Genomic DNA, 22998 nt, shown 5'->3' on the forward strand with positions numbered 1-22998 from the left:
GATTTAATTACGGAAATAATATGAAAGTATTTGATCGGTTGTTAGCTTGGCGGTAGCGCCGTTCAGTGAATCCAGCTTTGATTTTTCCCTCATCACAGGATCTATGGTGTTATACTCCAGCATGGTCTTCATCATCGGTTTCTTCTTTATGGAAATGGTATCATGCAGGTATTTCTCCATCATCATACCGGCAATGGGCGCTGCGTAAGTACCACCGTACCCTGAGTTCTCCACCATAACGGTAATGGCTATGCGGGGATTGTCCCGCGGGGCAAAGGCCACAAAGAAGGCGTGGTTCTTCATTTTCTTCAGCACGCCGTTTACGATGGCGTTATTTTCCGCCGTACCGGTTTTACCGCACACAATTTCTCCTTCTATCTGCGCATTGCGCCCGGTGCCGCTTTCCACCACATCTTCCATACCCAGTATTACGGAGCTGTACACGGTGTCTTTCACATGGGCCACGGTATGTCTTTCCTTGTATTTTTTCAGCAGGGCGCCGTTATCATTGTCTATGCTCTGCACAAAATGGGGCAGGTAGTAGTAGCCGTGGTTGGCAATAATGCACATGGCATTGGCCATTTGCATGGGCGTTACGGCTACGGCGCCCTGGCCCATACCCACATACAGCTCGGAGCAGGAGTTCCACTGCCCGTGGTAACGCTTGTTCATACCGGCGGTATCAATCACATAACCGCTGTATTCGCCGGGTATGTCAATGCCCAGGCGGTGGCCCAGGCCAAAGGAGGACATGTACTCATACCAGCGCTGGTGCCCGTTTCTTACGCCGCCCCACTGGCGGTTATCTACCTCCAGGCGGTACAGGTTCACAAAGTACGAGTTGCAGGAGTGCGAAATAGCCAGGCGCAGGTTGGCGGCGTGGCCGGGCTCACTGTGCTCGCACGCAATAGAGCGCCCGCACGCCGTGTATGCGCCGCGGCAGGGATAGCCGAAGCTGGGGGTAATAATGCCTTCATCCAGCCCTACCAGCGCGGTTAGGGGCTTCATTGAAGATCCCGGCGGGTAGGTACCCTGTATGGCGCGGTTGAATAACGGTTTGGTAGTATCTACAAACAGCTTGCTGAAGTTGCGGGTTCTGTAGGAGCCGGTAAGCAGGTTCGGATCAAAGGTAGGGCTGCTCACCATGGCCAGTATGCCGCCGGTTTGCGGGTCAATGGCCACTATGCTGCCTATTTTATTGCGCATCAGCCTTTCGCCCAGCACCTGCAGGTCTATATCCAGCGACAGGCGCAGGTTTTTGCCGGCAATGGCCGCCGTGTCAAACTCCCCGTGCTCGTATGCACCCTGGGGGCGGTTCAGGTTATCCTTTACCAGGTATTGGATGCCGCGCTGGCCCATCAGCACACTTTCATAATTCTTTTCCAGGCCCGTCATACCCAGGTAGTCGCCCATCTGGTAGGCGCTATAGGCCGGCTTGGCCAGCAGCTGCGGGGAAATTTCGCCAATGTAGCCTAATATGTTGGCTGCGGCGGCATAGGGGTAAGAACGTATTTGCCGCTGCACCAGCTCAAAGCCGGGCTGAAACAGGTACATGCTTTCCTGCAGGCGGCCGAACATATCCGGCGGCAGCAGGGGCGCAAATACCGACTGGCGCACGCGCCCGTTCTTTACGATAGCGTTTACAATACGTTTCCTGAACTCTTCCCTGTCAATCTGCAGTATCTGGCAGAGGTAAGCAGTGTCAATATTTTTAACGCTGGCGGGGGTTACCACCAGGTCGTACATCACATCGTTACGCAGCACGCTGCGGCCCTTACGGTCGTAAATAATACCCCTGCTGGGATAAACCACCTTGCGCAGTACGGCATTGGCATCCGCCAGCTTGGAATATTTCTTTTCCACCACCTGCAAAAAGAACAACCTGGTAACGATGAGCAGCACCATTCCAAGTATGATCAACTGTATTACTCTCCTCCTGGGCTGATTATAAACAGACATCTAAATAAAAAGCTGAAAGTGCACGGATTAAATTACGAATTATTTAATTACAAATTACGAATGATGAGCAAGTGATACTTATTTTAATTGATTTTTAACAAAAGGTAATTCGTAATTCGTAATTCGTAATTCGTAATTCGTAATTCGTAATTCGTAATTCGTAATTATTTCTTTGAAAAAAACAGCAGCTCATACAACACGATCAATACCAGGCTGGCGATACTGGAAAACAGGATCTTGAGCAGCAGGTAACCGATATTCCCAAAGCCAAATACCTCCAGGGAAAACAGCGCCAGGTGGTGCAGCACTACCAGGATGGCTATATAGGTAAGGAACTGCGATACCCCCATGCTGATCATGGAAGGGGTTTTCATGTTGGTTTCAAAGCCGCCCTGGGGTGAAAGTATGTTAATGATGAACGGGCGCAGGTAGGCCATAAACACGCAGGCAAAAGCATGTATGCCCATGGTGTTCATAAACATATCCAGGCTGAGGCCCATAAGCAATCCCAGCAGCATAAGGGCCGGGCGGGGAATATTAAAGGGCAGCAGCAGGATGAACAGCATATACAGCTCCAGGCTAACCAGCTGGTGCACCAGGATCTTGTTCAGCACAAATACCTGCAACAGCAGCAGCAGCACAAAGCGGATGATATTTCGTAGCAGGATACTCATTTTGTCAGTCGGTAGGTTGAATCTTCCAATTGTTGTTGCTCTTCCTTCAACAGGTTGTCAATCACGTATACGTATTGCAGGTTGTAAAAGTTGGTGGCCAGCTTTATACGGATGCTGTAGGAGGTGCTGGATTTATCCTGCAGGGCAAAATCCTCAATATAGCCTACGGGTATGTTTTCCGGGAACAGGGCTGAAAAGCCGCTGGTGATAACGGTATCTCCTTTCTGAATGCGTACGCTCCTGGGTATATCGCGCATAATGGCGTAGCCGGGGTTTGCACCGTCCCAGTACACGGTGCCAATTTCCTTGCCTTTGAGCAGGCGGGCGCTTACGCCGAAGTTGCTGGTGGCGGCGCCGGAGCTTTTAGCCAGTATTGACAGCACCACGGCATAGTTATCACTTACGCTGCGCACCATGCCTACCACCCCGGTTGGGCTTACCACACCCATATTGGGCCGTATGCCCTGCTTACGCCCGCGGTGAATGGTAATGTAGTTTACAGGCCGGTTTACGGAGTTGTTAATCACCTTGGCCTCCAGGTATATATAGCGGCGCAGCTCTGTGCCCATCAGGCGATGCGTGGTATCGGTGCTGAAATGGCGGATGGTATCGGTTACTACGCTGCTGGTAGTGTCCATGCTGTCGTAATTGGTGCGCAGCATGTTGTGCAGGCGTGCGTTTTCCGCTACCAGGCTGTCGTTGGTGGCTTTCAGGTGAAAGTAATATTGCACGTTATTATAACGGTCGTACAGCTTACCGCTTAAATTGTTGGCCGAGTTGAGGTAGGCGGTTTTCTGAAAGTTGTTATTCCGGAATACCAGCACAATACAAATCACTTCCAGCAGCAGAAATAAGAAAAAATTGAAGTAACGCCTTAAGAAAATGACAAGATTACGCACCGTATAAAGTTTTCCAGATTCGGTCCATTTTGGTAGGAGATAGCCTTTTTACAGCTTATTGGCAATTATTGCATCAGGAACGGATATTTGCCCACATGCTTCAGCGCAATGCCGGTACCTCTTACCACGGCGCGCAGCGGATCGTCTGCTACATGCACCGGTAATTTTATCTTTTGGGCCAGGCGTTTATCCAACCCGCGCAGCAGGGCGCCACCGCCGGTCAGGTATAAGCCCCTGCGGTAAATATCGGCAGCCAGCTCCGGAGGCGTTGTTTCCAGGGCCTTCAGAATAGCTTCTTCTATCTTAAAAATGGATTTGTCCAGCGCTTCTGCAATCTCCTGGTAAGATACCATGATCTGCTTGGGAATACCGGTTACCAGGTCACGGCCGTTTACAGGCACATCGTCCGGCGGATTATCAAGCTCCTTCAGGGCAGAGCCTATCTGTATCTTTATCTGCTCTGCGGTTCTTTCACCTATCAGCAGGCTGTGGTAGCGGCGCAGCGCTTCCATAATATCCGCGGTAAATTCATCGCCCGCAATGCGTATGCTTTGGTCGCACACAATGCCTGCCAGGGCTATTACGGAAATACCGGTGGTACCGCCGCCTATGTCAATGATCATGTTACCTACCGGCTCTTCCACGTCAATACCAATACCCAGGGCCGCCGCCATTGGTTCATGAATAAGAAATACCTCTTTGGCGCCTGCCTGCTCGGCAGAGTCGCGTACGGCGCGTTTTTCCACTTCCGTGATGCTGGAGGGGATGCAGATCACCATACGCCAGCTGGGGGAAAATAACGGCTTTTTGGGGTACACCAATTTTATCATTTCGCGGAGCATGCCTTCTGCCGCGTTGAAGTCGGCAATCACACCATCTCTCAGGGGACGTATGGTACGCAGGTACTCATGCGTTTTTTCATGCATCATCATGGCCTTTTTGCCTACTGCCACAATTTTGCCGCTTGCTCTCTCTATTGCCACAATGGAAGGTTCATCCACCACTACCTGGTCATTGTGTATAATCAGCGTGTTCGCTGTGCCGAGGTCTATCGCTATTTCCTGCGTTAAAAAGTTAAAAAATCCCATTGTTTGATACGGTCAAAAATTAGAGTGCAAAAATGATTAATTCCAACGAATATACGATGCAAAAATTGGATGTTAGAGCAATATACACTTAAATATTAAAAAATCTTATTTATTGTAGAGTATGCAGTGCTAACAGTTCGTCCAATGCCTGATCCGCTATAACGTTGTAAGGTTTAAAAAATTGTACGAGTAATTAAAAATCAGCTGTCTATATCCGTGCTATCGTATCATTGTATGAACATTGCAGAGCAGTACTACAAAAACTCAAATCCAATATCTGTCCGGTAATACTTTCCTTCAAACTGAATAGCAGCAGCTGTTTGCCGGGATTGCGCCAATGCTTCGGACAAACTGCCGGCTAACGACGTAACCGTTAAAACACGCCCGCCGTTGGTTAGCAGCTGGCCGCCGCTTTCTTTGGTGCCGGCCTGGAACACCAGCCGGGCAGGCTGCTGCGCCGGCACGTTAGTGATTACCTTGCCTTTTTCATATGCTTCAGGATAGCCCTTTGACACCAGCATTACAGTGGCTGCCGCGCGGCTGTCTTCCTGTATGGCCTGCCGGCCCAGGGAGCCTTCCTGTACCGCTTTAAACAGCGCTACCAGGTCGTTCTGCAAACGGGGCATCACTACCTCTGTTTCCGGATCGCCCATACGGCAGTTGTATTCTATTACGTAAGGGTTGCCGCCCACATTAATTAATCCAAAGAAAATAAAGCCATGGTAAATGATGCCTTCTGCTTCCAAACCCGCTACAGTAGGCTGTATGATCTGTGCTTCCACTTTTTCCATAAATGCCTTGTCGGCAAAAGGTACGGGCGATACGGCGCCCATGCCGCCGGTGTTTAAGCCGGTATCGCCTTCGCCAATGCGTTTGTAATCTTTTGCGGTAGGCAGCAGCTGGTAGCTATGCCCGTCCGTGACCACAAAAACAGAAAGCTCTATGCCGGTGAGGAACTGCTCTACCACCACGCGTTTGCTGGCATCGCCAAATTTGGCGGCCTTGATCATGTGTGTAAATTCAGCAATAGCTTCTTCGGCGGAATTTAAAATTACCACGCCTTTGCCGGCAGCCAGCCCGTCGGCCTTGAGTACAATGGGCAGGCTATGCTGCTGCAGGTAAGCCACACCATCTGCATAGGTTTCTTCACTGAACTCGCGGTAAGCAGCAGTAGGTATGTTATGCCGCTGCATGAACTGTTTGGCAAAGGCCTTGCTGCCTTCGAGCTGTGCGCCGGTTTTGGAAGGGCCCATCACCGGTATATGCTGTAAAGCCGCATCCGCCTTAAAGAAATCGTAAATGCCATTTACCAGCGGCTCTTCCGAACCCGGTACCACCATATCTATCTGCTGCTGCAGGCAAAAGGCTTTTAGCTCTTCCAGGGCGCTTACAGCAATGTTTACATTCTCTCCAAACTGTGCGGTGCCTGCATTTCCCGGCGCTATGTACAACTTTTCGCACAGGGGACTTTGTGCTATTTTCCAGGCCAGGGCATGTTCCCGGCCACCGCTGCCTAATAGTAATATCTTCATATTTGTTGAAAAAACCTGTCAGATACGGCAGGTTGGCTGTTCCCAAAATTTTTGCAAAGTAAGGTCAAAAAATAACCAAACACACCATTTTTTTATGCAGAAACCTGAATTTCTTTATCTTGCCGCTTTACTATTTCCGAAACACGAACAACAAATACAACCAAAACCTGACCATTATGAGTCAACCCGCGGTTATGCAAGCGCCTGTTATTCCCGGTACCTCCACAAGAAAAGGGCATCCAAAAGGCCTGGCAGTGCTGTTCTCCGCTGAAATGTGGGAACGGTTCACCTTCTATGGCAACAGGGCCCTGCTTACGCTTTTCCTGGTAAGCGCGCTGGATTTTACACAAGAACAGTCTTCCATTATATATGGCGGCTTCCTGGGCATGGGCTGGTTAACAGCCATCCTGGGCGGCTTTATGGCCGACCGTTACTGGGGTAACCGCACCTGCATTATTGTAGGCGGGCTTACCATGTCGCTGGGACAGTTATTCATGTTCGGCAGCGGCATTTTGTATGCAACCGATGTAACCACAGCCCGTACCATTATGTGGGCCGGCCTGGTGATACTAATACTGGGCAACGGCTTTTTTAAGCCCAACATCTCCTCTATGGTGGGGCAGTTATATCCCAAGAACGATAACCGCCTTGACTCTGCCTTTACCATTTTTTACATGGGCATTAACCTGGGCGCGCTGCTGGGTATTACCATTTGCCCCATACTGGGCGATGTAAAGCATACAGTAGGCGGCCATGAAGTGCGCGATGTAACGGCCTTTAAATGGGGCTTTCTGGCTGCCAGCCTTGCCATGCTTATTGGCACGGTTATGTTCTATTTCCTGAAAGATAAGTACGTAGTAAGCCCCGAAGGCAACCCCGTTGGCACCCGGCCTAAACAGCTGGTTACTGCCGAAGGCGAAGCGGCCCAGGCCCAGTTCAGCACCAAGGCGGTTATTATATCCGCGGCAGCGCTGGTATTGCTGGTAGCTGCCTTTCACTGGCTGGTAGGGGTAAATTACCTGTATGCCTTTATTTACAGCACCGGTATTGCCCTGGCGGGGCTGATACTAAGCGATAAATCGCTGAATGGCGTGGAAAGGCAACGGATCATTGTTATCTATATCGTATCGTTTTTCGTGATCTTCTTCTGGGCTTGTTTTGAGCAGGCCGGCTCCTCCCTCACTTTTATAGCCGACCAGCAAACAGACCGCCGCCTGTTCGGGTGGGACATGCCGCCCAGCCTTATACAAAATGCGCAATCGCTTACCTTAATTGCGCTGGCCCTGCCTTTCAGCTGGCTGTGGCTGCGCCTGCAAAAGGTTAAAATGGATCCCATAGCACCGGTAAAGCAAGCCATAGGCCTGTTTGTGCTGGCCCTGGGCTATTATGTAATAGCCCTGCAGGTAAAAGACCTGGGCAACGCCAAGATGGGTGTGATATGGCTGATTGTACTTTATACCTTTCATACGGTGGGTGAGCTAAGCGTTTCGCCTATAGGGCTTTCCCTGGTATCTAAGCTGGCGCCGCACCGCTTTACCTCCCTGCTCATGGGCGTTTTCTTTTTATCCAATGCCTCCGGCTACGCGCTGGCCGGCACCTTAGGCGCCCTGCTGCCGCCTACCGGCGAAAAATTTGATGTAGCCGCCAAGCATGGTATTGACCTGCAGGGCATCCTGAACGGCACGGTTACAGTTACTACCCAGCTGAAAGCGCAGCTGCTGGAGCTGAAGCTGCCTGCCGCCTACCCGCATTTTGCAGGCTTCACTATCCATAACCTGTACGAGTTCTTCATGCTTTTTGCCATATTGCCCGGCGTAGCCGCCATCCTGCTGTTCCTGCTGTCCGGCGCATTAAAGAAATGGATGCACGGAGTGAGGTAAATGTGCAGATATGCGAATGTGCAGATGATTAAAAAAACATACACCATTAAAATAAATTATGGCTGATTCTAACAACTTCAAACCCTTTGTGGCTCCTGACGTAAAGATGAAGGAGTTCACTGTTAAGTCTATTGTACTAGGCTGCATTTTTGGTATTATTTTCGGCGCTGCCACTGTATACCTGGCGCTTAAAGCCGGGCTAACCGTTACGGCTTCCATTCCCATTGCGGTAATTGCCATTACCCTGGGCCGGAAATTTTTCAAAACCACCATCCTGGAAAATAACATTATTCAAACCACCGGTTCTGCCGGTGAAACCATTGCCGGCGGTGTTGCCTTTACCCTGCCGGGTTTCCTGTTCCTGTCTGCTGCCGGCAGCGCTGATTATTTTGATTACATCACCATTTTTATCCTGGCCATTTTTGGCGGCATTTTAGGTACGTTGATGATGATACCTTTACGGCGGGCGCTGATTGTAAAAGAACATGGCATCCTGCCTTACCCCGAGGGCACGGCCTGCGGCGATGTGCTGATAGCGGGCGAAAAGGGCGGCGAGTTTGCAAAAACAGCTTTTTACGGATTAGGCTTTGCGTTTGTATATGCCATTCTGCAAAAGATCCTGCACATTATTGCGGAAACGCCTTTTTACATGACCAAGCAGGCCAACAAGTTCTTTCCCTCTGCACGGGTAAGTGCTGATATTACGCCGGAATACATGGGCATTGGCTATATTATCGGCCCCCGCATAGGCGGGGTGCTGGTAGGCGGCGGTGTGCTGGCCTGGCTGGCGATTATACCGTTGCTGGCCACCCTGGTGCCTGCGGATGTTATTGCCTCCCAGCTGGTGAAGCTGGGCTACCTGGCCAGCCTTACCACGCCGGGCGGACAAGGCGGCTGGGACCCTGCCACACATACCTTTGCCAATTACTCATCTGCTATTTATTATGCTTATGTGCGGCAAATTGCAGCGGGTACGGTAGCTGCGGGCGGTTTTATTGCGCTCATTAAAACCATTCCTACCATTATCTCCTCTTTCAAAGGCAGCATCAGCTCACTGGGCCGTGAAGGCGTGGAAGTAAAAGCGGCTGATGTACCACGCACAGAAAGAGATCTGAATATTAAAGTAGTATTAATAGGCAGCATTCTGCTGGTGCTGCTAATGGCTTTCCTGCCGCAGCTGCCGGGCAACTCCATTGGTCAGAAGCTGCTGATAGGCCTGCTGGTGGTTATATTCGGCGCCTTTTTCGTAACGGTATCGAGCCGTATTGTGGGTTTAATAGGCACTTCCAATAACCCTATTTCCGGTATGACCATTGCCACGCTTATGGGCACCTGCCTGGTGTTTATTGCCATTGGCTGGACCGGCCAGGTGTATGCCCCTATGGCGCTGGTGGTAGGCGGTATGATTTGTATTGCGGCAGCCAATGCCGGCGGTACTTCGCAGGATCTGAAATCGGGCTACATTGTGGGCGCTACGCCCAGGCACCAGCAGATAGCGCTTTTCATTGGGGCCATTGTTTCCTCTATCGTTATTGGCCTTACCATTAAGTTCCTGGATAAGCCTACTGCCGATATGATCTCCAAAGGCATGGCGCCCAATGCGCATGCGATTGGCAGTATTTATTTTCCTGCGCCGCAAAGTACGCTAATGGCTACTTTGATCAATGGCATCCTGGGCTCTAAGCTCGACTGGCAGTTTATAGTGGTAGGCGTGTTCCTGGCTATTACCATGGAGCTGTGCGGCATTAAATCCCTGTCTTTTGCCATAGGCGCTTACCTGCCGTTATCCACCACCCTGCCTATTTTTATCGGCAGCGCTATCCGGGGTATAGTGGACCAGCAGAAGAAGAAAAAGAATATACACGTATCTGCAGAAGAAGAGGAACTGGGCAAAGGCAACCTGTTTGCTACGGGCCTGGTGGCCGGCGGCGCTGTTGCGGGTGTAGTAATTGCCGTGCTGGCCGGCATTGATGCTACGGGCCCGCTCATGTCCAGGCTAAACCTGGAAGAAGGTATGAGCAGCGCTTTAGGCCAGGGCGGTTACTTTGCGCTGGCAGTAGCGTTCTTTGCATTCATGGGTTATGTGCTGTACCGCATTGCGCGGCAACAGCAAAAAGTAGAGCTGTAGCAATTTTCCCTATCGCGTATATATGAATCATAAAGCGGCTGCACCGGTATTGGTACAGCCGCTTTTTATATTGTTTTGAAATTACATTGATTTTTGTAGGCAGCTTTTATATGCCTTTTTATTAGTGTTCCTTACTGCTTTATTGATGTCTCTTACTGCAGGTTCAACGCCGGACTGCGCCCGCCTGCTTGGAATACTATTGGGCATATCAAGCGTATTTACCTGAGCGCTTTGATCAAGCGTAGTGCATCGTATCACGCCGGGCAAGGTCCTTGCGTTTGAACCTGCAGTTGCGGTGTTGATTTAAGGCAGCGCCAGTGCCAATAGTATCACCATACCTATTTTAACAGCATTCATGTACACGCCACGTCAATTCATCCCGTAATTATTCATAACCCCAATTAATGCTCAATGCGATTCATGAATGCCACCCTAATTCATTCGTAATTCGTAATTAACTAATTCGTAATTGACGCCGTTTCGGTGTTTGCGTTTGCCTTTGCCGCTGCTGCGGTTTTCCATGTGTATACGCGCTTTATTGCGGGGTTCTTTTCCAACCTGGCCAGGCACACGGCGCTGATCTTTGTTTCATTCAGGTTCACTGCTTCCAGGTGCTGCAGCGTTACCAGGTGATCGCTGATGCCGTCTGCTACCGGGTTCTTTTCCAGGCGCAGCTTTTCCAGGTTGCTCAGCTGGTCCAGGAAAGCCAGGTCATTTTCTGTAAGGTTATTATCGGAAAGATTTAGCCAGATGATGTTCTTTGCTACTTTGGCCAGGTCGTTCTTTAGATCGGCAATGCTTTTGCCGGAGCCCGCGGGCAGCGTTACATCCAGCATGGCGGGGTGCTGCAGCATAATGCGCACCATCAGTCCTTTGCTGCGCAAACTGTTCACAGCGCCCATATCAACGTTTGCAGGTATGTCCGGGTTAAGATGCTGCTCAATGCTGCCGGCGCCTTCCTCTTCAGCTGCAGCGCCGCCCAGGCCCAGGTAGGCGGCTACCTGCGGCTGTATGGCGGCATTATCTTTTAGCTGCGCCAGCTGTTTGCCTGCTGTTGCCATGGCCTTTGCTATCCACCAGTGGATGATTTCCACCTCTTTTTTTGTCAGCGGCGGCTTACCGTCTGCCGGCATAAATTTTTCATGCGCGGGATCCAGCGTAATGCGTTTGTACAATTCACTTTCATCCGGCTTGCCGGGCACCACGGCAGGCCCGCTCTTACCGCCTTTCAGCAGGTGCTGCAGGTCTTCCATAGAGAGCTTGCCTTTCAGCTTGCCCCGGCGGTGGCATTGCCCGCACTTTTGCTCCAGTATAGGATGCACCACATCCTCATAGATCATAGCTTGCGCCACACTGGCGGGCTTTGGCCGCTCCCGGTGGGTAAGCACGGCCAGGGACAGGTAATCATTACCGTGGGTAAGGTTACCGCCCTGGTGGCCGGCATAACCCATTAAACCAAAAAGCCCGGCCAGCAATACAGAAAAAAGTACAGGCGTTGCCGTGAATACCGCTTTAAAACGGCGGGTAGTAAGCAGGTACAGCACACCAGCAATTACCGCCAGGGCAATACCCGCCACCTTATGATGTTTCAGCGTTATGCGGTTATAATCCCCGCCCAGTGAAAGCAGGTAGCCGAATACACAGGCCAGCACCGCCATTACAAAGCCGGCCAGCAGCGTTAACGGCACTGCGCTGCGCAGGTGCGCATATTTTTTAGTGTAGCCCAGCACATCAAACAGTACGGCCAATAGCAGAAATCCAATGGGCAGGTGCACAATCAGCGGGTGCAGCCGGCCGGCAAAAGTGAAAATATTCAATAGCATTTACACACGTGTTAGTTTAACCGGTGGCGTGTGGTTGGCATTCCACTGGCACAGGTACAGGTTCTTTTCATCATCCACGCACACATCATGCCCGTGGTTGAAAACAGGCACAGGCGCCTGAAAGGTTTGCTGCAGCACGCCGTTCTTATACACGGGAGCAGTGCCGCCCGGGCTTGATACAACTTTGTTGCTGCCATCCAGTATGGTCAGGAAACCGGAGTTATTAAAGCGTTCGCCTGTTTTGGCGTCTTTTGACCAGCATACGCCTGCATATATCTCCTGCCCGTTCATTACAGCGCGGCATACATACATGCCCGGCATATCTACCTGTTTAATGAATTTGCCGTCCAGCGTAAATATTTTAAAACAGTTTTCCTCCCTTGAAGTGCAGATAAGCGTTGGATTATTTTTATCCCGCAGGTCAATGGCCACGCCATGCGCATTTTTCAGGTTATGCGCGGGGTTGGCGTTATGATGGCCGCCAAAGTGGCGAATATACTGGCCTTTGCTGTTGTATTGTATAATATAGTCGGAACCGTAGCCGTCCGCTACATAAATGTCGCCATTGGGTGCTACCGCGGTTTCCGTAGGCTTAAACGGCTCATCATCCTTATAAATACCTATGGTGCGGGGGTGGCCTATGGAAAATATGAGCCGCCCGGTCAGGTCTGTTTTTAATACCTGCCCGGCCTGTCCTTTGGAAGAGCCGTCGCGGTCAATATACCAGCCGCAGTCGGTGATCAGCAAAAACTCTTCCCCGCCTTCCTGTGTAAGCGTTAAGCCATGCCCACCGGGGTAGCCGTGCCCCCAGTAGTCCAGCAGCTTGCCGGATTTATCAAATATCAGCACATTGTTATGTGTGCTGTCGCCCAGCATAATCAGCCGGCCCTTGCTGTCCTGCACCATTTCATGGCAATTCATCAGCGGCGTATTATTCTGGCTGATCCTTGCCCAGTTCTTATCTACTTTGTAAGTGTACTGCCCATGGCCTACAATGGTTTCATCCGGCGCCTTGTCTTTGTGTATAATGTTAAAACCCAGTACCGGTTTGGTAGCCGCCAGCGCAGACACCATAGCTGTGTTGCGGATAAAATTTCTTCTTGAGCTCATGTGGAATTATAGCTTTTTTTATGATGATAATATTGTTAACCCCTTTACGCCAAAATGCCCTGCACCACCTTTCCTGCCACATCGGTAAGGCGAAAGCGCCGGCCCTGGAATTTGTAGGTCAGCCTTTCGTGATCGATGCCCATAAGGTACAACAAAGTTGCCTGGAAGTCATGCACATGCACCGGGTCTTTAACAATATTATAACTGAAATCATCTGTTTCACCGTAGCTCAGGCCGGCTTTTACGCCGGCGCCGGCCATCCACATGGTAAAGCAGCGCGGGTGATGGTCGCGGCCATAATCAGTAGGCGTTAGCTTGCCCTGGGAGTATACCGTGCGGCCAAATTCGCCGCCCCATACCACCAGCGTATCTTCCAGCAGGCCCCTTCTTTTCAGGTCGGTGATCAATGCCGCCGTGGCCTGGTCGGTGGCCTTGCACTGGGTAGTAATGGCGCCGGGCAGGTTGCCGTGCTGGTCCCAGCCTTGATGGTACAGCTGTACAAACTTTACATCTTTTTCCAGCAGCTTGCGCGCCAGTATGCAGTTGGCGGCATAAGTGCCGGGATCGCGGCTGTCGGGGCCATACAGGTCAAATACCTCATCCGGCTCATCTTTCAGGCTCATTACGGTTGGCACGGCGGTTTGCATGCGGTAGGCCATTTCGTATTGCGATATGCGGGCATCTACCTCCGGATCGCCATAGGCGCTGTTCTGCAGCTGGTTCAGTTTTGTAAGATAGTCCAGCATTTCTTTGCGGTCTTTACCGTCATATCCATCAGGATTGTTCAGGAACAGCACCGGATCTTTACCAGCGCGGAACTGCACGCCCTGGAACTTGGAGGGCAAAAAGCCATTGCCCCATAAGCGCGCATACAAAGGCTGGTCTTTTTGCCCGTTCTTGGACACCAGCACTATAAAAGTGGGCAGGTTATTATTGTCTGATCCCAGGCCGTAGCTGATCCACGAGCCGATAGAAGGGCGGCCCGGCAGCTGGTTGCCGGTTTGGAAAAAGGTGATGGCCGGGTCGTGGTTAATAGCTTCTGAGTACAGCGATTTTACAATGCACAGGTCATCCACCACTTTGGCCGTGTGCGGCAGCAGCTCGCTTATCCAGGTTTGGCTTTTGCCATGCTGGTTAAATTTAAAAACAGAGGGCGCTATGGGCAGCGCGCTCTGGTTGGCGCTCATGCCGGTAAGGCGCTGGCCCTGGCGTACAGAGGCCGGCAGGTTTTGCCCCACCAGCTTTTCCAGGCCGGGTTTATAGTCAAACGTTTCAAACTGGGAGGGGCCGCCGCTCATAAACAGGTACACCACACGTTTGGCTTTGGGCGCAAAGTGAGGCAGCGCTTTCAGGATGTCGGCCTCCAGGCCGCCTGCGCCGGCTGCGGCTTTGGGCGTACCGCCAAACAACTCATTGCCCAGCAGCGATCCCATGGCCAGCGCGCCCAGGCCCAGGGAGGTTTTGGTTAAAAAGGCCCGCCGGTCCAGCTTTTTATTCAGCTGGTCAAAATCAGGCGTGTGCAGCTTAAATATATCGTCGTGATGGTGTGACATAACGTTATTTATCTTTTGGTAAGCGATGCATCTGAATTTAAAATGGTATTGGCTACTACTGCGTTGGCAGCAATCCATGCAGTGTCCAGCTTTTTATCTACCACGTATTGCCCGGTATGCAGCCAGCCCTTTGCCTTTTCAGGATGGGCGGTGAACTTTTGCTTTTCTGTTTCCCGCAAAGCGGCCAGCAGCGTTACTTCCTGCGGCTGCGGCCTGCGCCCGGTAAGCTTACGGTAGGTGTTGATGATGGCATTGGTATCGTTGCCTGCTATATACATCTGCGCGCCCAATGCGGTAGATGCTTCAACAAACGTAGGATCGTTCAGCGTTACCAGCGCCTGCAAGGGCGTGTTTGTAGGCTGCCGCTTGGTTACACAATAGGTGCGGGAAGTTGCATCAAACGTGGCCAGCGTGGGATTGGGCACAGAGCGTTTTATAATTACGTACAGGCTTCTGCGGTATACTGCCCTGCCGGTGTCCGGCGTGTAGGTGGTATTGTTGATCTCCCACAGGCCGGGCGGCTGGTAAGGTTTGATACTTTTGCCGCCAATGTCCATATTCATTAAGCCGCTGGCCAGCAGCGCATTGTCGCGGATCATTTCTGCGGACATGCGGTAGGCCGGCCCGTGCGACAGCAAACGGTTTTCCGGGTCTTTTTCCCGGATGCCCATGGTAGCGCGCGAGTCCTGGCGGTACGTGGCCGACATTACAATCAGCTTGTTCAGCTTTTTAATATCCCACCCGCTTTCACGGAAGGTAACAGCCAGCCAGTCCAGCAGCTCGGGATGGCTGGGCATCTCGCCCTGGTTGCCGAAATCTTCCGAGGTTTTTACCAGGCCGGTGCCAAAAAAGTTTTGCCACAGGCGGTTCACTTCTACCCGCGCAGTAAGCGGGTTATCGGGGTTTATCAACCACTGGGCCAGGCCGTAGCGGTTCTTCGGCAAATGTTTGTCAAACGGCAGTATGGCTTCGGGTGTGTTAGGATATACCTTATCGCCCGGCATATCATAGTTACCCCTGAGCAGGATGTGCGCTTGTTTGGGTTTGGGCATTTCCTGCATCACCATTATTTCCGGTACGTTTTCCGTGGAGTCGGCCAGGGCGGTGCGCAGCCGCTGCAGCTCCTGCGTGGCTTTAAGCGTTGCCGGGTCTATGGCCGAAACATAATATGCCTGCAGCGCATCTACTTCAGCGGCAGTCAGCTGCGTACGGGGCTTGCCGGCTATATCGGCCCAGCTGGCCTGCCCGGCCAGCAGCTTTATTTCAAAAGGCGTTAGCACGCGGTTGTACACCAGCACATCATCCACCTTCCCATTCTTAAAGCCCAGGCCCCGCCACCAGCCACCTATTTGTAAGCCCGGCTGTTTGCCGCCTTTGAACAAAATATCTTTGGTCAGCTGGTCCATAGTGGTTTCCATGGTCATTTCATTGCCATCCATAAACAGCTTAAAGCCGCCGGCTTTGGACGATCCGTCGTATGTGATCGTAAGCTGCATCCATTTATCTTTTGGTACGGCTGTTTTGGTAATGCGGGTAATGGCGTTGGAGGGCGCGGTGTGGGCCATGTTTATCTCCAGCTTGTTATCCCGCAGGTACAGGTGGTAGCCGCGGAAATTGAACAGGCGCTCGGCCAGGCTTTTATGCAGTATCACCCCTTCTTTCAGGTTTTTCGGGATGTTAACCCAAACGCCTATACTAAAGGGTTCTGACCGGCGGAACACGCCGGCGGGGGCCAGGTCCAGGTAAGTATCGCCGTTCATCACCAGCGCCTTGCCGTTGCCATGGCTTTCAAATACCGGCGCATCGCCCGGCACACCGGCGTCCCGTTTCATAACGCCGGCCTGTTTGGCGTTTACGGCATTTCTGAAAGCGGCGTTATCCAGCGTATAGGCTGCCTGCAGGCCGGCCTGCGGCACTTTTTCATGCGCCAGCTTTTTATATGCGGCGCTGGCCAGCCATTGTTCAAATGCCGGCGTGGCATTGTTCTTTTCCTTTGCCAGCTGCTGCTCCTGCCGGTTCACCTGCTGCTGCAAATACCGCAGCACGCGCTCCTTTTCCTTGCCTGGCAGCAGCAGCGTGGGAGTGGGCAATGCATCGTCATAGGAAATTTGCCCGGCCTCTTTTACATTATTGAAAAAGCTGAACAGCTCATAATAGTTCTTTTGCGATATGGGATCAAACTTATGATCGTGGCATTTGGCGCAGCCTACAGACATGGCCAGGAACGCCTGCCCAAAGGTATTGGTACGGTCTACCACATACTCTGCCTGGAACTCCTCTTCAATAATACCGCCTTCCATATTCTGCGGATGGTTGCGGTTAAAGGCAGTGGCAATGAGCATGTCGCGGGTGGGGTGCGGCATCAGGTCGCCGGCCAGCTGCCATTCTATGAACGTGTCATAATGCATGTTGGTGTTAAAGGCATTGATCACCCAGTCGCGGTAAGGCGACATATCCCTTATCCGGTCTACCGTATAGCCATGCGAGTCTGCAAAGCGGGCTACATCCAGCCAGTCTACCGCCATTTTTTCGCCGTAATGGGGAGAGGCCAGCAAACGGTCTACCTGCTTTTCATACGCATTGGCGGATCTGTCTTTCAAAAAATTATCGATCTCCTGCAAGGTGGGCGGCAGGCCGGTAAGGTCCAGCGACAGGCGGCGCAGCAGCATTTCCTTTTCCGCTTCTTTGGAAGGCTGTAAATGCTCCTGCTGTAAACGGTCCTGTATAAAATTATCGATGGGATTGTGCTGCACCCAGCTTTTATTATCCACGCCAGGCACCGCTGCTTTTTCCGGCTTTACAAAAGCCCAGTGCGGCTTATACACAGCGCCTTTTTTTATCCATTTGATCAGGATGGCCTTATCCCTGGCTGAGAGCTTCAGGTGAGAACCGGGCGTAGGCATCATATAATCCGGGTCGGCAGATGTGATGCGGTGAAACAGCTCGCTGTTCTCCAGGTTGCCCGGGTCTATGGCCACTTTGCCGGGATCTTCCGGCAGCTCGGCATAAGCGGCATCTGCTATATCCAGCCGTAAACCGGCTTTTTGTTTGGCTTTGTCCGGCCCATGGCAGGCAAAACATTTGTCGGACAGCACGGGCTTCACATCCCGGTTATAATCCAGCTTTGCCGGCAGCGTTTTGTACTCGGCAGCCACATCGGGCGGCAGGTCCGGTGAGCAGGCATACAGGCTGCAGGCCGTTATTATAAGGGATAATACACGTGGAAGCGGTTGTTTTATCATAACGTTTTATGGAATAACCGCTTTAAAATTACCGGTCCTGGCCGTGAAATATTTATACAAACACCACGGTTTTTTGCACAAACCCGACTTTTATGCCTAATTTCAGCCAGGACCAACTACCAGCTTATGAAAAAAGCGGTGCTAAAGGGCACATTCTCTCTCCTGAATGTCGATTATGTACAACTGAATAAAGACTGGAACTATAAGAACGTAACCAGCACTTTTTACCGCATTTACCTGATAGACGGCGGCAGCGGCATCCTGTACAATCCTTCCAGCACCTGCACGCTGGAAAAAGGCTACCTGTACCTGATTCCCAGCTTTACTACCTGCAATTACTATTGTGCGGAGTATTTAAGCCAGTACTACCTGTCGGTAATAGAAGATTCTACAGACGGCACGTCGCTGTTTTCCTCCAACCGGAAAATAATGAAGGTGCCGGCTGCTGCAGCTGACCTGCAGCATTTTAAACGCATACTGGAGCTGCATCCCGGCCGGGGGTTAAAACGGTCCAATGATCCGAAGGTGTATGAGAAATATCCTGTGCTGCAAAGCTTCCGTGAATTGAATAACTATGTGCCTATTGCGGCGCATGTGGAAACGCAGGGCATTATACTGCAGCTGCTTTCCCGCTTTCTTGCGCCTGACTGTTTCCAGGCTACGGAAGAGGCCATCCACTCAAAAATTTCCGATGCCATTAACTACATACAAACCAACCTGCACAAGCCTTTAACCGTAGCGCACCTGGCCAAACGCGCCAACCAGAACCCCGATTATTTTTCAAGACTGTTCAATGAAAATACAGGCGAGCGGCCGCTGGCTTATATACAGCTTTCGCGGGTAGAGCGGGCCCGCTTTCTGCTGGCAAACACCAACCAGTCGCTGGCCGAAATTGCCGCTGCCACAGGGTTTGAAACCCTCTCTTATTTTTCCCGCATTTTTAAAAGCCTTACCGGGCAAACGCCCAGCGAGTACCGGCGCGATAAGCAGCTTATATAAAATTGAGGTAATTGTACTGCTGCTGCAGAATGGATTTATCGTCGGCAGAAAGCCACTTATTTAACAGGGTTGCATATACGCTTTTGAAATCTACCTTGTATTTCAGGTCGCCGTCCTGCAGGTCTGTAAGATCGGCGCCTTCGTTCAGCATACCTTTTTGCTGCAGTCCGCCGCCTATCATGAACATGTTGTTGGCCGTGCCATGGTCCGTACCGCCGCTGGCATTCTGCCCTACGCGGCGCCCGAATTCAGAGAAGGTCATGATCACCACATCCTGGAAACGGTTGTTCTTTTTCAGGTCCTGTGTAAACACGGTTACCGCATCATCCAGCTCTTTAAACAGCCTTTCCTGCTGCCGCTGCTGCCCTACGTGCGTATCAAAGCTGCCGTGCGATACGTAATACACCTTGGTATTAATATCAGACATGATCAGCTCGGAGATTACTTTCATATCCTTACCCAGCCTGGTGTTGGGATAGGTTTCTTTTGACCGGTATGTTTTAAACTGCTGCTGTATGTAGGAAGCGGATGAAATGGTTTCCGCCATGGTTTTGTACAGGTAATCTACGTTACTATGCTCATCGTAATAGCTGCCATGGCCTTGCAGCAGGTCTTTGAAATAGTTGCCGTTGCTGGTGCCGTACAGGCGGTGCGGATCTGTAAAGGCAAGGCCTTTGGCGCTTTGCCCTTTCATGGCCAGGCTTAATGTATCATCAATTTCCAGCGCCTGCGTGGGCTTGTCGCAGCCTTTGCATTGCGCATCCAGGTAGCGGCCTATCCAGCCGGTGGTCCAGTGGTCTTTTGATTCGCTGGCGGTATGCCAGATGTCCATAGAGCGGAAATGGCTGCGGTCCGGGTTAGGATAGCCCACGCTATTCAGGATGCCCAGGGCGCCATCGTCATACAACGATTTCAGGCCTTTGAAGGACGGGTGCAGGCCCCATTCATCTGTAAGGGATAATGCCGCTTCGCGTTTAATGCCCAATGCGGGCCGCATTTTATAATAAATATCGTTGCGGTAAGGTATTACTGTGTTTAGCCCGTCGTTACCGCCGGATAGCTGTATTACCACCAGCACTTTATTACCGGGCGGCACCAGCTGGCCATTCTCCAGCGCTTTCAGGAATTTAGGCATTAAGGCAGCGGCAGAAGCCAGTGACCCTACCTGTAAAAAACGTCGTCTGTTTAATATGAACATGAGAGCGCAATTTTAGATTAACAAAGCTGGTATTCCGGTGTGCACATTACGTCAATGGTCACGGTTTTAATATAGTTTTCGCGCGAGCTGGCGTCGGCGTATTTATCCAGCAATGTTTTGCCGGCGCCGGTATTTTTTACCAGCAGGGCGCCGGCAATTTCACTGGCCAGGCGTTCCCGCGGAATATCCCGGTACTGCTGCATATAGGCGTCCCAGTTAATGGTGGCATTTACACGGCGGGCATACAGCCGGCGCAGCGTTTCATTCAGCTCCAGGGTGCGTTTGTAGTTTTGGCCTTCGCCCATTTCAGGCGTAATATCCTTGGGGCGTGTACGCAGCTCCTGCGCGTACAGGATCACCTGGGGCAGGCGCAGGCGGAACATCAGGCTGGAGCTGTCTATCCAGTTACGCCCGCCCGGCCAGCCGGCTACATTGGGCGGGTAAAATAACTGCTGGCCCAGTATGCCCTGGAATACCAGCATTACCTCTTCCCGCTCAAATTCCAGCGGAATGCTGCGGCGCATGCCCACCAGCAGCTCTACCGGCGATTTAATGCGGCTGCCTATATGCTGATCATCGTAAAACCAGTTGGCCATAAATATTTCCCGCATCAGTGATTTAATGTCGTAGCCGGAGTGGTAGAACTTATCGGCCAGCATATCCACTTTTGCCTCATCAACAGCTGTTTCATTTACAAAATAGCGGTATAGCTTGGCGGTAATAAAGCGGGCGGTTTGTTTGTTGTCCAGCAGTATTTTCAGCAGGTCGTCGCCGTTAAAGTTTCCGCGTTTACCCAGCACTTCCTTTACGCCATTATCGTGTATACGTTCACGGAACACAAAATGGCCGGTACCATCAAAACCCCACCCGGTAAAGGCCCGGGCGGCTTCTTTAATATCTCTTTCGGTGTAATTACCGCGGCCCATGGTAAACAGCTCCATTACCTCACGGGCAAAATTTTCATTGGGATGTTGTTTACGGTTTTGCTGGTTGTTCAGGAAAGCCAGCATGGCGGGCGATTTAGATACGGCAGTAAGCAACGCTCCAAAATTACCCAGGGCATTTTCCCGTATTACCTGCAGCAGCTGCTGGTTAAAATATACATTCTGGGTACGGCAGGCAAAGTGCCCGTGCCAGAACAGCGCCATTTTTTCCTGCAACGGGTGTTCCGTATTGATCATGGCATGTGTCCATGCAATGTTTAACTCCTTTATGCCCTGCCGGTTCATTTGCCGCAGCTTTTTGCGCTCTTCTGCATTCATCTCCTTTGCTTTCCGGTAGTCCGGCAGCGCTGATTCGTTGATTACTTCCACTACTGCCGGCGCGGCTTTCCGGGGGCCGATGAGCACTTTATTCACGATGTCTTTACGGCGTTTACCGGCCCATTCGGCAATAACGGGCAGCGGCGCGCCAAAGCCGGCGCGCCAGGCCAGGTGCTGCAGCTGTATTTTTTCGGACACAGGGGGCATAAGCAAAATTAAATTTCAGGTAAGACCAGTAAATATATACAGGGTTTAACAGGGCTAATGTTAAGTTTTTTATGGCGGCCCTGCTTTGACCCCGCGTATCGTCATAAAGTTTAACAGGATTGATGTTAAGCTTTTCCAACCAGCCGTTGCTATCAATAGCTAATTTTTCGCAGCGGCGCTACAGTTAACGGTTCATAGCATATTGCGGGCGGCTGGCGCTAATTTCTAAATTTCCAGACCGGGTAACATTCCCCTGCCTTAAACTCGCTTTGTGCGGCCGGCAGCTCCATAAAAGCATCTGCCTGCAGCAAGCTCACCAGGTCGCCGGAGCCGTTATAAGTATGCGGAAAAGCCTTCCATTCGCCCGTGGGCTGTGGCTGCAGCTGCACCGGTAAAAAATACGTAAGCGGTTTATCAAATACAACATCTTTCCCGAGCACAGCGTATGCCGCGGGCGGCGCAGCATATCCCATACCGGCCAGCAGCCAGGGTTGCACATAACGGTAAAAACACATGAACCCCGATACCGGGTTACCCGGCAGGGCAAACACTACCGGCCCATCCTTAAAAAGCCCGAACAGGAAAGGTTTGCCGGGGCGCTGCCGTACTTTGTGAAAAATGCGCTGCATGCCCATGGTTTCCAGCACCGCGGGCAGATGGTCGTATTTGCCGGCCGATACAGCGCCGGAGCAGATCCATACATCGGCATTCAGCAGGGAAGCAAGCAGCTCCTGTATGGCGGCTTTATTATCTGTTACATGATGTATGCTGGCTGTAATGCCCAGCTCCTGCAGGGAAGCAGCCAGGCTGTAAACATTTGACATGCGGATCTGGTGCGGTTCCGGGGTAGCGGTTACTGCCACCAGCTCATCGCCGGTAGCAATTACCACAACGCGGGGCAGGCGGCTTACGCTTACGGTATGCTTGCCTACGGTTGCCAGCACGCCTGTTTCAGCAGGCGTAAGGCGGGTGCCAGGCGTTATAAGGGTTTGGCCGGCCACACCATCGGCACCCTGCCAGTGAATATTTTGATTTTTTTGCACCGGCTGCGTAATGGTAAACCGCTTAAAGCCTTCGTGCTCGGTTGCCTGCAGGTGCTCATAAGGCACCACGGTATCTGTAAGCTCCGGTATTACGGCGCCGGTCATTACTTCGATGCAGTTGGCCATATTGCCCAGCTGTTTGCGCGGCATGCCGGCCGGCTGCATATCCTCTACCCCGAAAATGGTTTGTCCTTTGCCGTAGCTTTCCGCGAAATTAATAGCAATACCATCCATGGTGGCGCGGTCAAACGGCGGAAAAGGCCGGTCGGCCAGCACCGGCTCCCGCAGCACCCTGCCGGCAACAGCGGTAAAAGGCAGGTCCTCCCTGCCAAAATCCCGTACTGTGTTCATCACGGCGGCAAAAGCAGTAGATACATCTAGCAGCATTGTAGTAACTTTGG

Annotated in this window: 15 protein-coding genes; 3 read left to right on the plus strand and 12 right to left on the minus strand. The window is 51.7% G+C overall.

The annotated features are described in order from the left end of the window. Positions 1-3: 3 nt before the first annotated feature. From mrdA to purD, 5 genes are all read right to left on the minus strand, one after another. Positions 4-1959, minus strand: a complete 1956-nt coding sequence (mrdA, locus tag VFS25_RS10600; RefSeq protein WP_326462111.1) for a penicillin-binding protein 2 — start codon at positions 1957-1959, stop codon at positions 4-6. 164 nt (positions 1960-2123) lie between these two features. After that, positions 2124-2633: a rod shape-determining protein MreD gene (locus tag VFS25_RS10605; RefSeq protein WP_326462112.1), complete on the minus strand. Its 510-nt coding sequence runs from the start codon at positions 2631-2633 to the stop codon at positions 2124-2126. Next, a complete protein-coding gene (gene mreC / locus VFS25_RS10610; RefSeq protein WP_326462113.1) occupies positions 2630-3532 on the minus strand; it encodes a rod shape-determining protein MreC in 903 nt (300 codons plus the stop codon). Before mreC ends, VFS25_RS10605 begins: the two co-directional genes overlap by 4 nt. 65 nt (positions 3533-3597) lie before the next feature. Beyond that, complete coding sequence (locus tag VFS25_RS10615) at positions 3598-4620, minus strand: rod shape-determining protein (RefSeq protein WP_145710359.1); 1023 nt, start codon at positions 4618-4620, stop codon at positions 3598-3600. A 254-nt stretch (positions 4621-4874) separates the two neighbouring features. After that, the gene (gene purD / locus VFS25_RS10620; protein WP_326462114.1) at positions 4875-6152 is read right to left on the minus strand and encodes a phosphoribosylamine--glycine ligase; all 1278 of its coding nucleotides are present in this window, start codon (positions 6150-6152) and stop codon (positions 4875-4877) included. A 176-nt stretch (positions 6153-6328) separates the two neighbouring features. On the opposite strand from purD, the gene VFS25_RS10625 reads away from it, so the two are divergent. Next, positions 6329-8032, plus strand: a complete 1704-nt coding sequence (locus tag VFS25_RS10625) for a peptide MFS transporter (protein ID WP_326462115.1) — start codon at positions 6329-6331, stop codon at positions 8030-8032. Between the two features lie 58 nt (positions 8033-8090). Then, complete coding sequence (locus VFS25_RS10630; RefSeq protein WP_326462116.1) at positions 8091-10160, plus strand: OPT family oligopeptide transporter; 2070 nt, start codon at positions 8091-8093, stop codon at positions 10158-10160. A 458-nt stretch (positions 10161-10618) separates the two neighbouring features. Here VFS25_RS10630 and VFS25_RS10635 read toward each other — a convergent pair whose 3' ends face one another. Genes VFS25_RS10635 through VFS25_RS10650 form a run of 4 tightly spaced genes read right to left on the minus strand, consistent with a single transcriptional unit; the run spans position 10619 to position 17888 of the window. Then, positions 10619-11983: a DUF2231 domain-containing protein gene (locus VFS25_RS10635; protein ID WP_326462117.1), complete on the minus strand. Its 1365-nt coding sequence runs from the start codon at positions 11981-11983 to the stop codon at positions 10619-10621. Next, entirely contained in the window at positions 11984-13093 is a 1110-nt protein-coding gene (locus VFS25_RS10640) for a 6-bladed beta-propeller (protein ID WP_326462118.1), read from the minus strand. A gap of 44 nt (positions 13094-13137) precedes the next feature. Then, positions 13138-14646, minus strand: coding sequence for a DUF1501 domain-containing protein (locus VFS25_RS10645; RefSeq protein WP_326462119.1), 1509 nt, complete (start codon positions 14644-14646; stop codon positions 13138-13140). Positions 14647-14654: 8 nt separating this feature from the next. Beyond that, a complete protein-coding gene (locus VFS25_RS10650; protein ID WP_326462120.1) occupies positions 14655-17888 on the minus strand; it encodes a DUF1553 domain-containing protein in 3234 nt (1077 codons plus the stop codon). Between the two features lie 126 nt (positions 17889-18014). Here VFS25_RS10650 and VFS25_RS10655 point away from each other — a divergent pair, with 126 nt between their 5' ends. Further along, entirely contained in the window at positions 18015-18887 is an 873-nt protein-coding gene (locus VFS25_RS10655; protein ID WP_326462121.1) for an AraC family transcriptional regulator, read from the plus strand. Here the strand turns inward: VFS25_RS10655 and VFS25_RS10660 are convergent. The 3 genes from VFS25_RS10660 to VFS25_RS10670 form a co-directional block, all read right to left on the minus strand. Further along, positions 18880-20085 (minus strand): DUF1501 domain-containing protein, encoded by a 1206-nt coding sequence (locus VFS25_RS10660; RefSeq protein WP_326462122.1) that lies wholly within the window; start codon positions 20083-20085, stop codon positions 18880-18882. The two genes, VFS25_RS10655 and VFS25_RS10660, sit on opposite strands and share 8 nt — an antisense overlap. Positions 20086-20102: 17 nt before the next feature. Continuing rightward, positions 20103-21554, minus strand: a complete 1452-nt coding sequence (locus VFS25_RS10665) for a DUF1800 domain-containing protein (protein ID WP_326462123.1) — start codon at positions 21552-21554, stop codon at positions 20103-20105. Positions 21555-21772: 218 nt separating this feature from the next. After that, positions 21773-22984 carry a molybdopterin molybdotransferase MoeA gene (locus VFS25_RS10670; RefSeq protein ID WP_326462124.1) on the minus strand — a complete coding sequence of 404 codons (1212 nt, stop codon included), beginning with the start codon at positions 22982-22984 and terminating at the stop codon, positions 21773-21775. Positions 22985-22998: the final 14 nt, after the last annotated feature.

Origin of the sequence: Chitinophaga sp., from assembly GCF_035761305.1 — a bacterium.
In the GTDB taxonomy this organism is placed as follows: domain Bacteria; phylum Bacteroidota; class Bacteroidia; order Chitinophagales; family Chitinophagaceae; genus Chitinophaga.

What these genes read in the sequence shown, in the direction of transcription:
- purD (WP_326462114.1), bottom strand. Translation starts at nt 6,152, where the DNA reads ATGAAGATATTACTATTAGGCAGCGGTGGCCGGGAACATGCCCTGGCC.
- VFS25_RS10645 (WP_326462119.1), bottom strand. Translation starts at nt 14,646, where the DNA reads ATGTCACACCATCACGACGATATATTTAAGCTGCACACGCCTGATTTT.
- VFS25_RS10635 (WP_326462117.1), bottom strand. Translation starts at nt 11,983, where the DNA reads ATGCTATTGAATATTTTCACTTTTGCCGGCCGGCTGCACCCGCTGATT.
- VFS25_RS10630 (WP_326462116.1), top strand. Translation starts at nt 8,091, where the DNA reads ATGGCTGATTCTAACAACTTCAAACCCTTTGTGGCTCCTGACGTAAAG.
- mrdA (WP_326462111.1), bottom strand. Translation starts at nt 1,959, where the DNA reads ATGTCTGTTTATAATCAGCCCAGGAGGAGAGTAATACAGTTGATCATA.
- VFS25_RS10605 (WP_326462112.1), bottom strand. Translation starts at nt 2,633, where the DNA reads ATGAGTATCCTGCTACGAAATATCATCCGCTTTGTGCTGCTGCTGCTG.
- VFS25_RS10665 (WP_326462123.1), bottom strand. Translation starts at nt 21,554, where the DNA reads ATGCCCCCTGTGTCCGAAAAAATACAGCTGCAGCACCTGGCCTGGCGC.
- VFS25_RS10650 (WP_326462120.1), bottom strand. Translation starts at nt 17,888, where the DNA reads ATGATAAAACAACCGCTTCCACGTGTATTATCCCTTATAATAACGGCC.
- VFS25_RS10670 (WP_326462124.1), bottom strand. Translation starts at nt 22,984, where the DNA reads ATGCTGCTAGATGTATCTACTGCTTTTGCCGCCGTGATGAACACAGTA.
- VFS25_RS10625 (WP_326462115.1), top strand. Translation starts at nt 6,329, where the DNA reads ATGAGTCAACCCGCGGTTATGCAAGCGCCTGTTATTCCCGGTACCTCC.
- VFS25_RS10615 (WP_145710359.1), bottom strand. Translation starts at nt 4,620, where the DNA reads ATGGGATTTTTTAACTTTTTAACGCAGGAAATAGCGATAGACCTCGGC.
- VFS25_RS10660 (WP_326462122.1), bottom strand. Translation starts at nt 20,085, where the DNA reads ATGTTCATATTAAACAGACGACGTTTTTTACAGGTAGGGTCACTGGCT.
- VFS25_RS10655 (WP_326462121.1), top strand. Translation starts at nt 18,015, where the DNA reads ATGAAAAAAGCGGTGCTAAAGGGCACATTCTCTCTCCTGAATGTCGAT.
- VFS25_RS10640 (WP_326462118.1), bottom strand. Translation starts at nt 13,093, where the DNA reads ATGAGCTCAAGAAGAAATTTTATCCGCAACACAGCTATGGTGTCTGCG.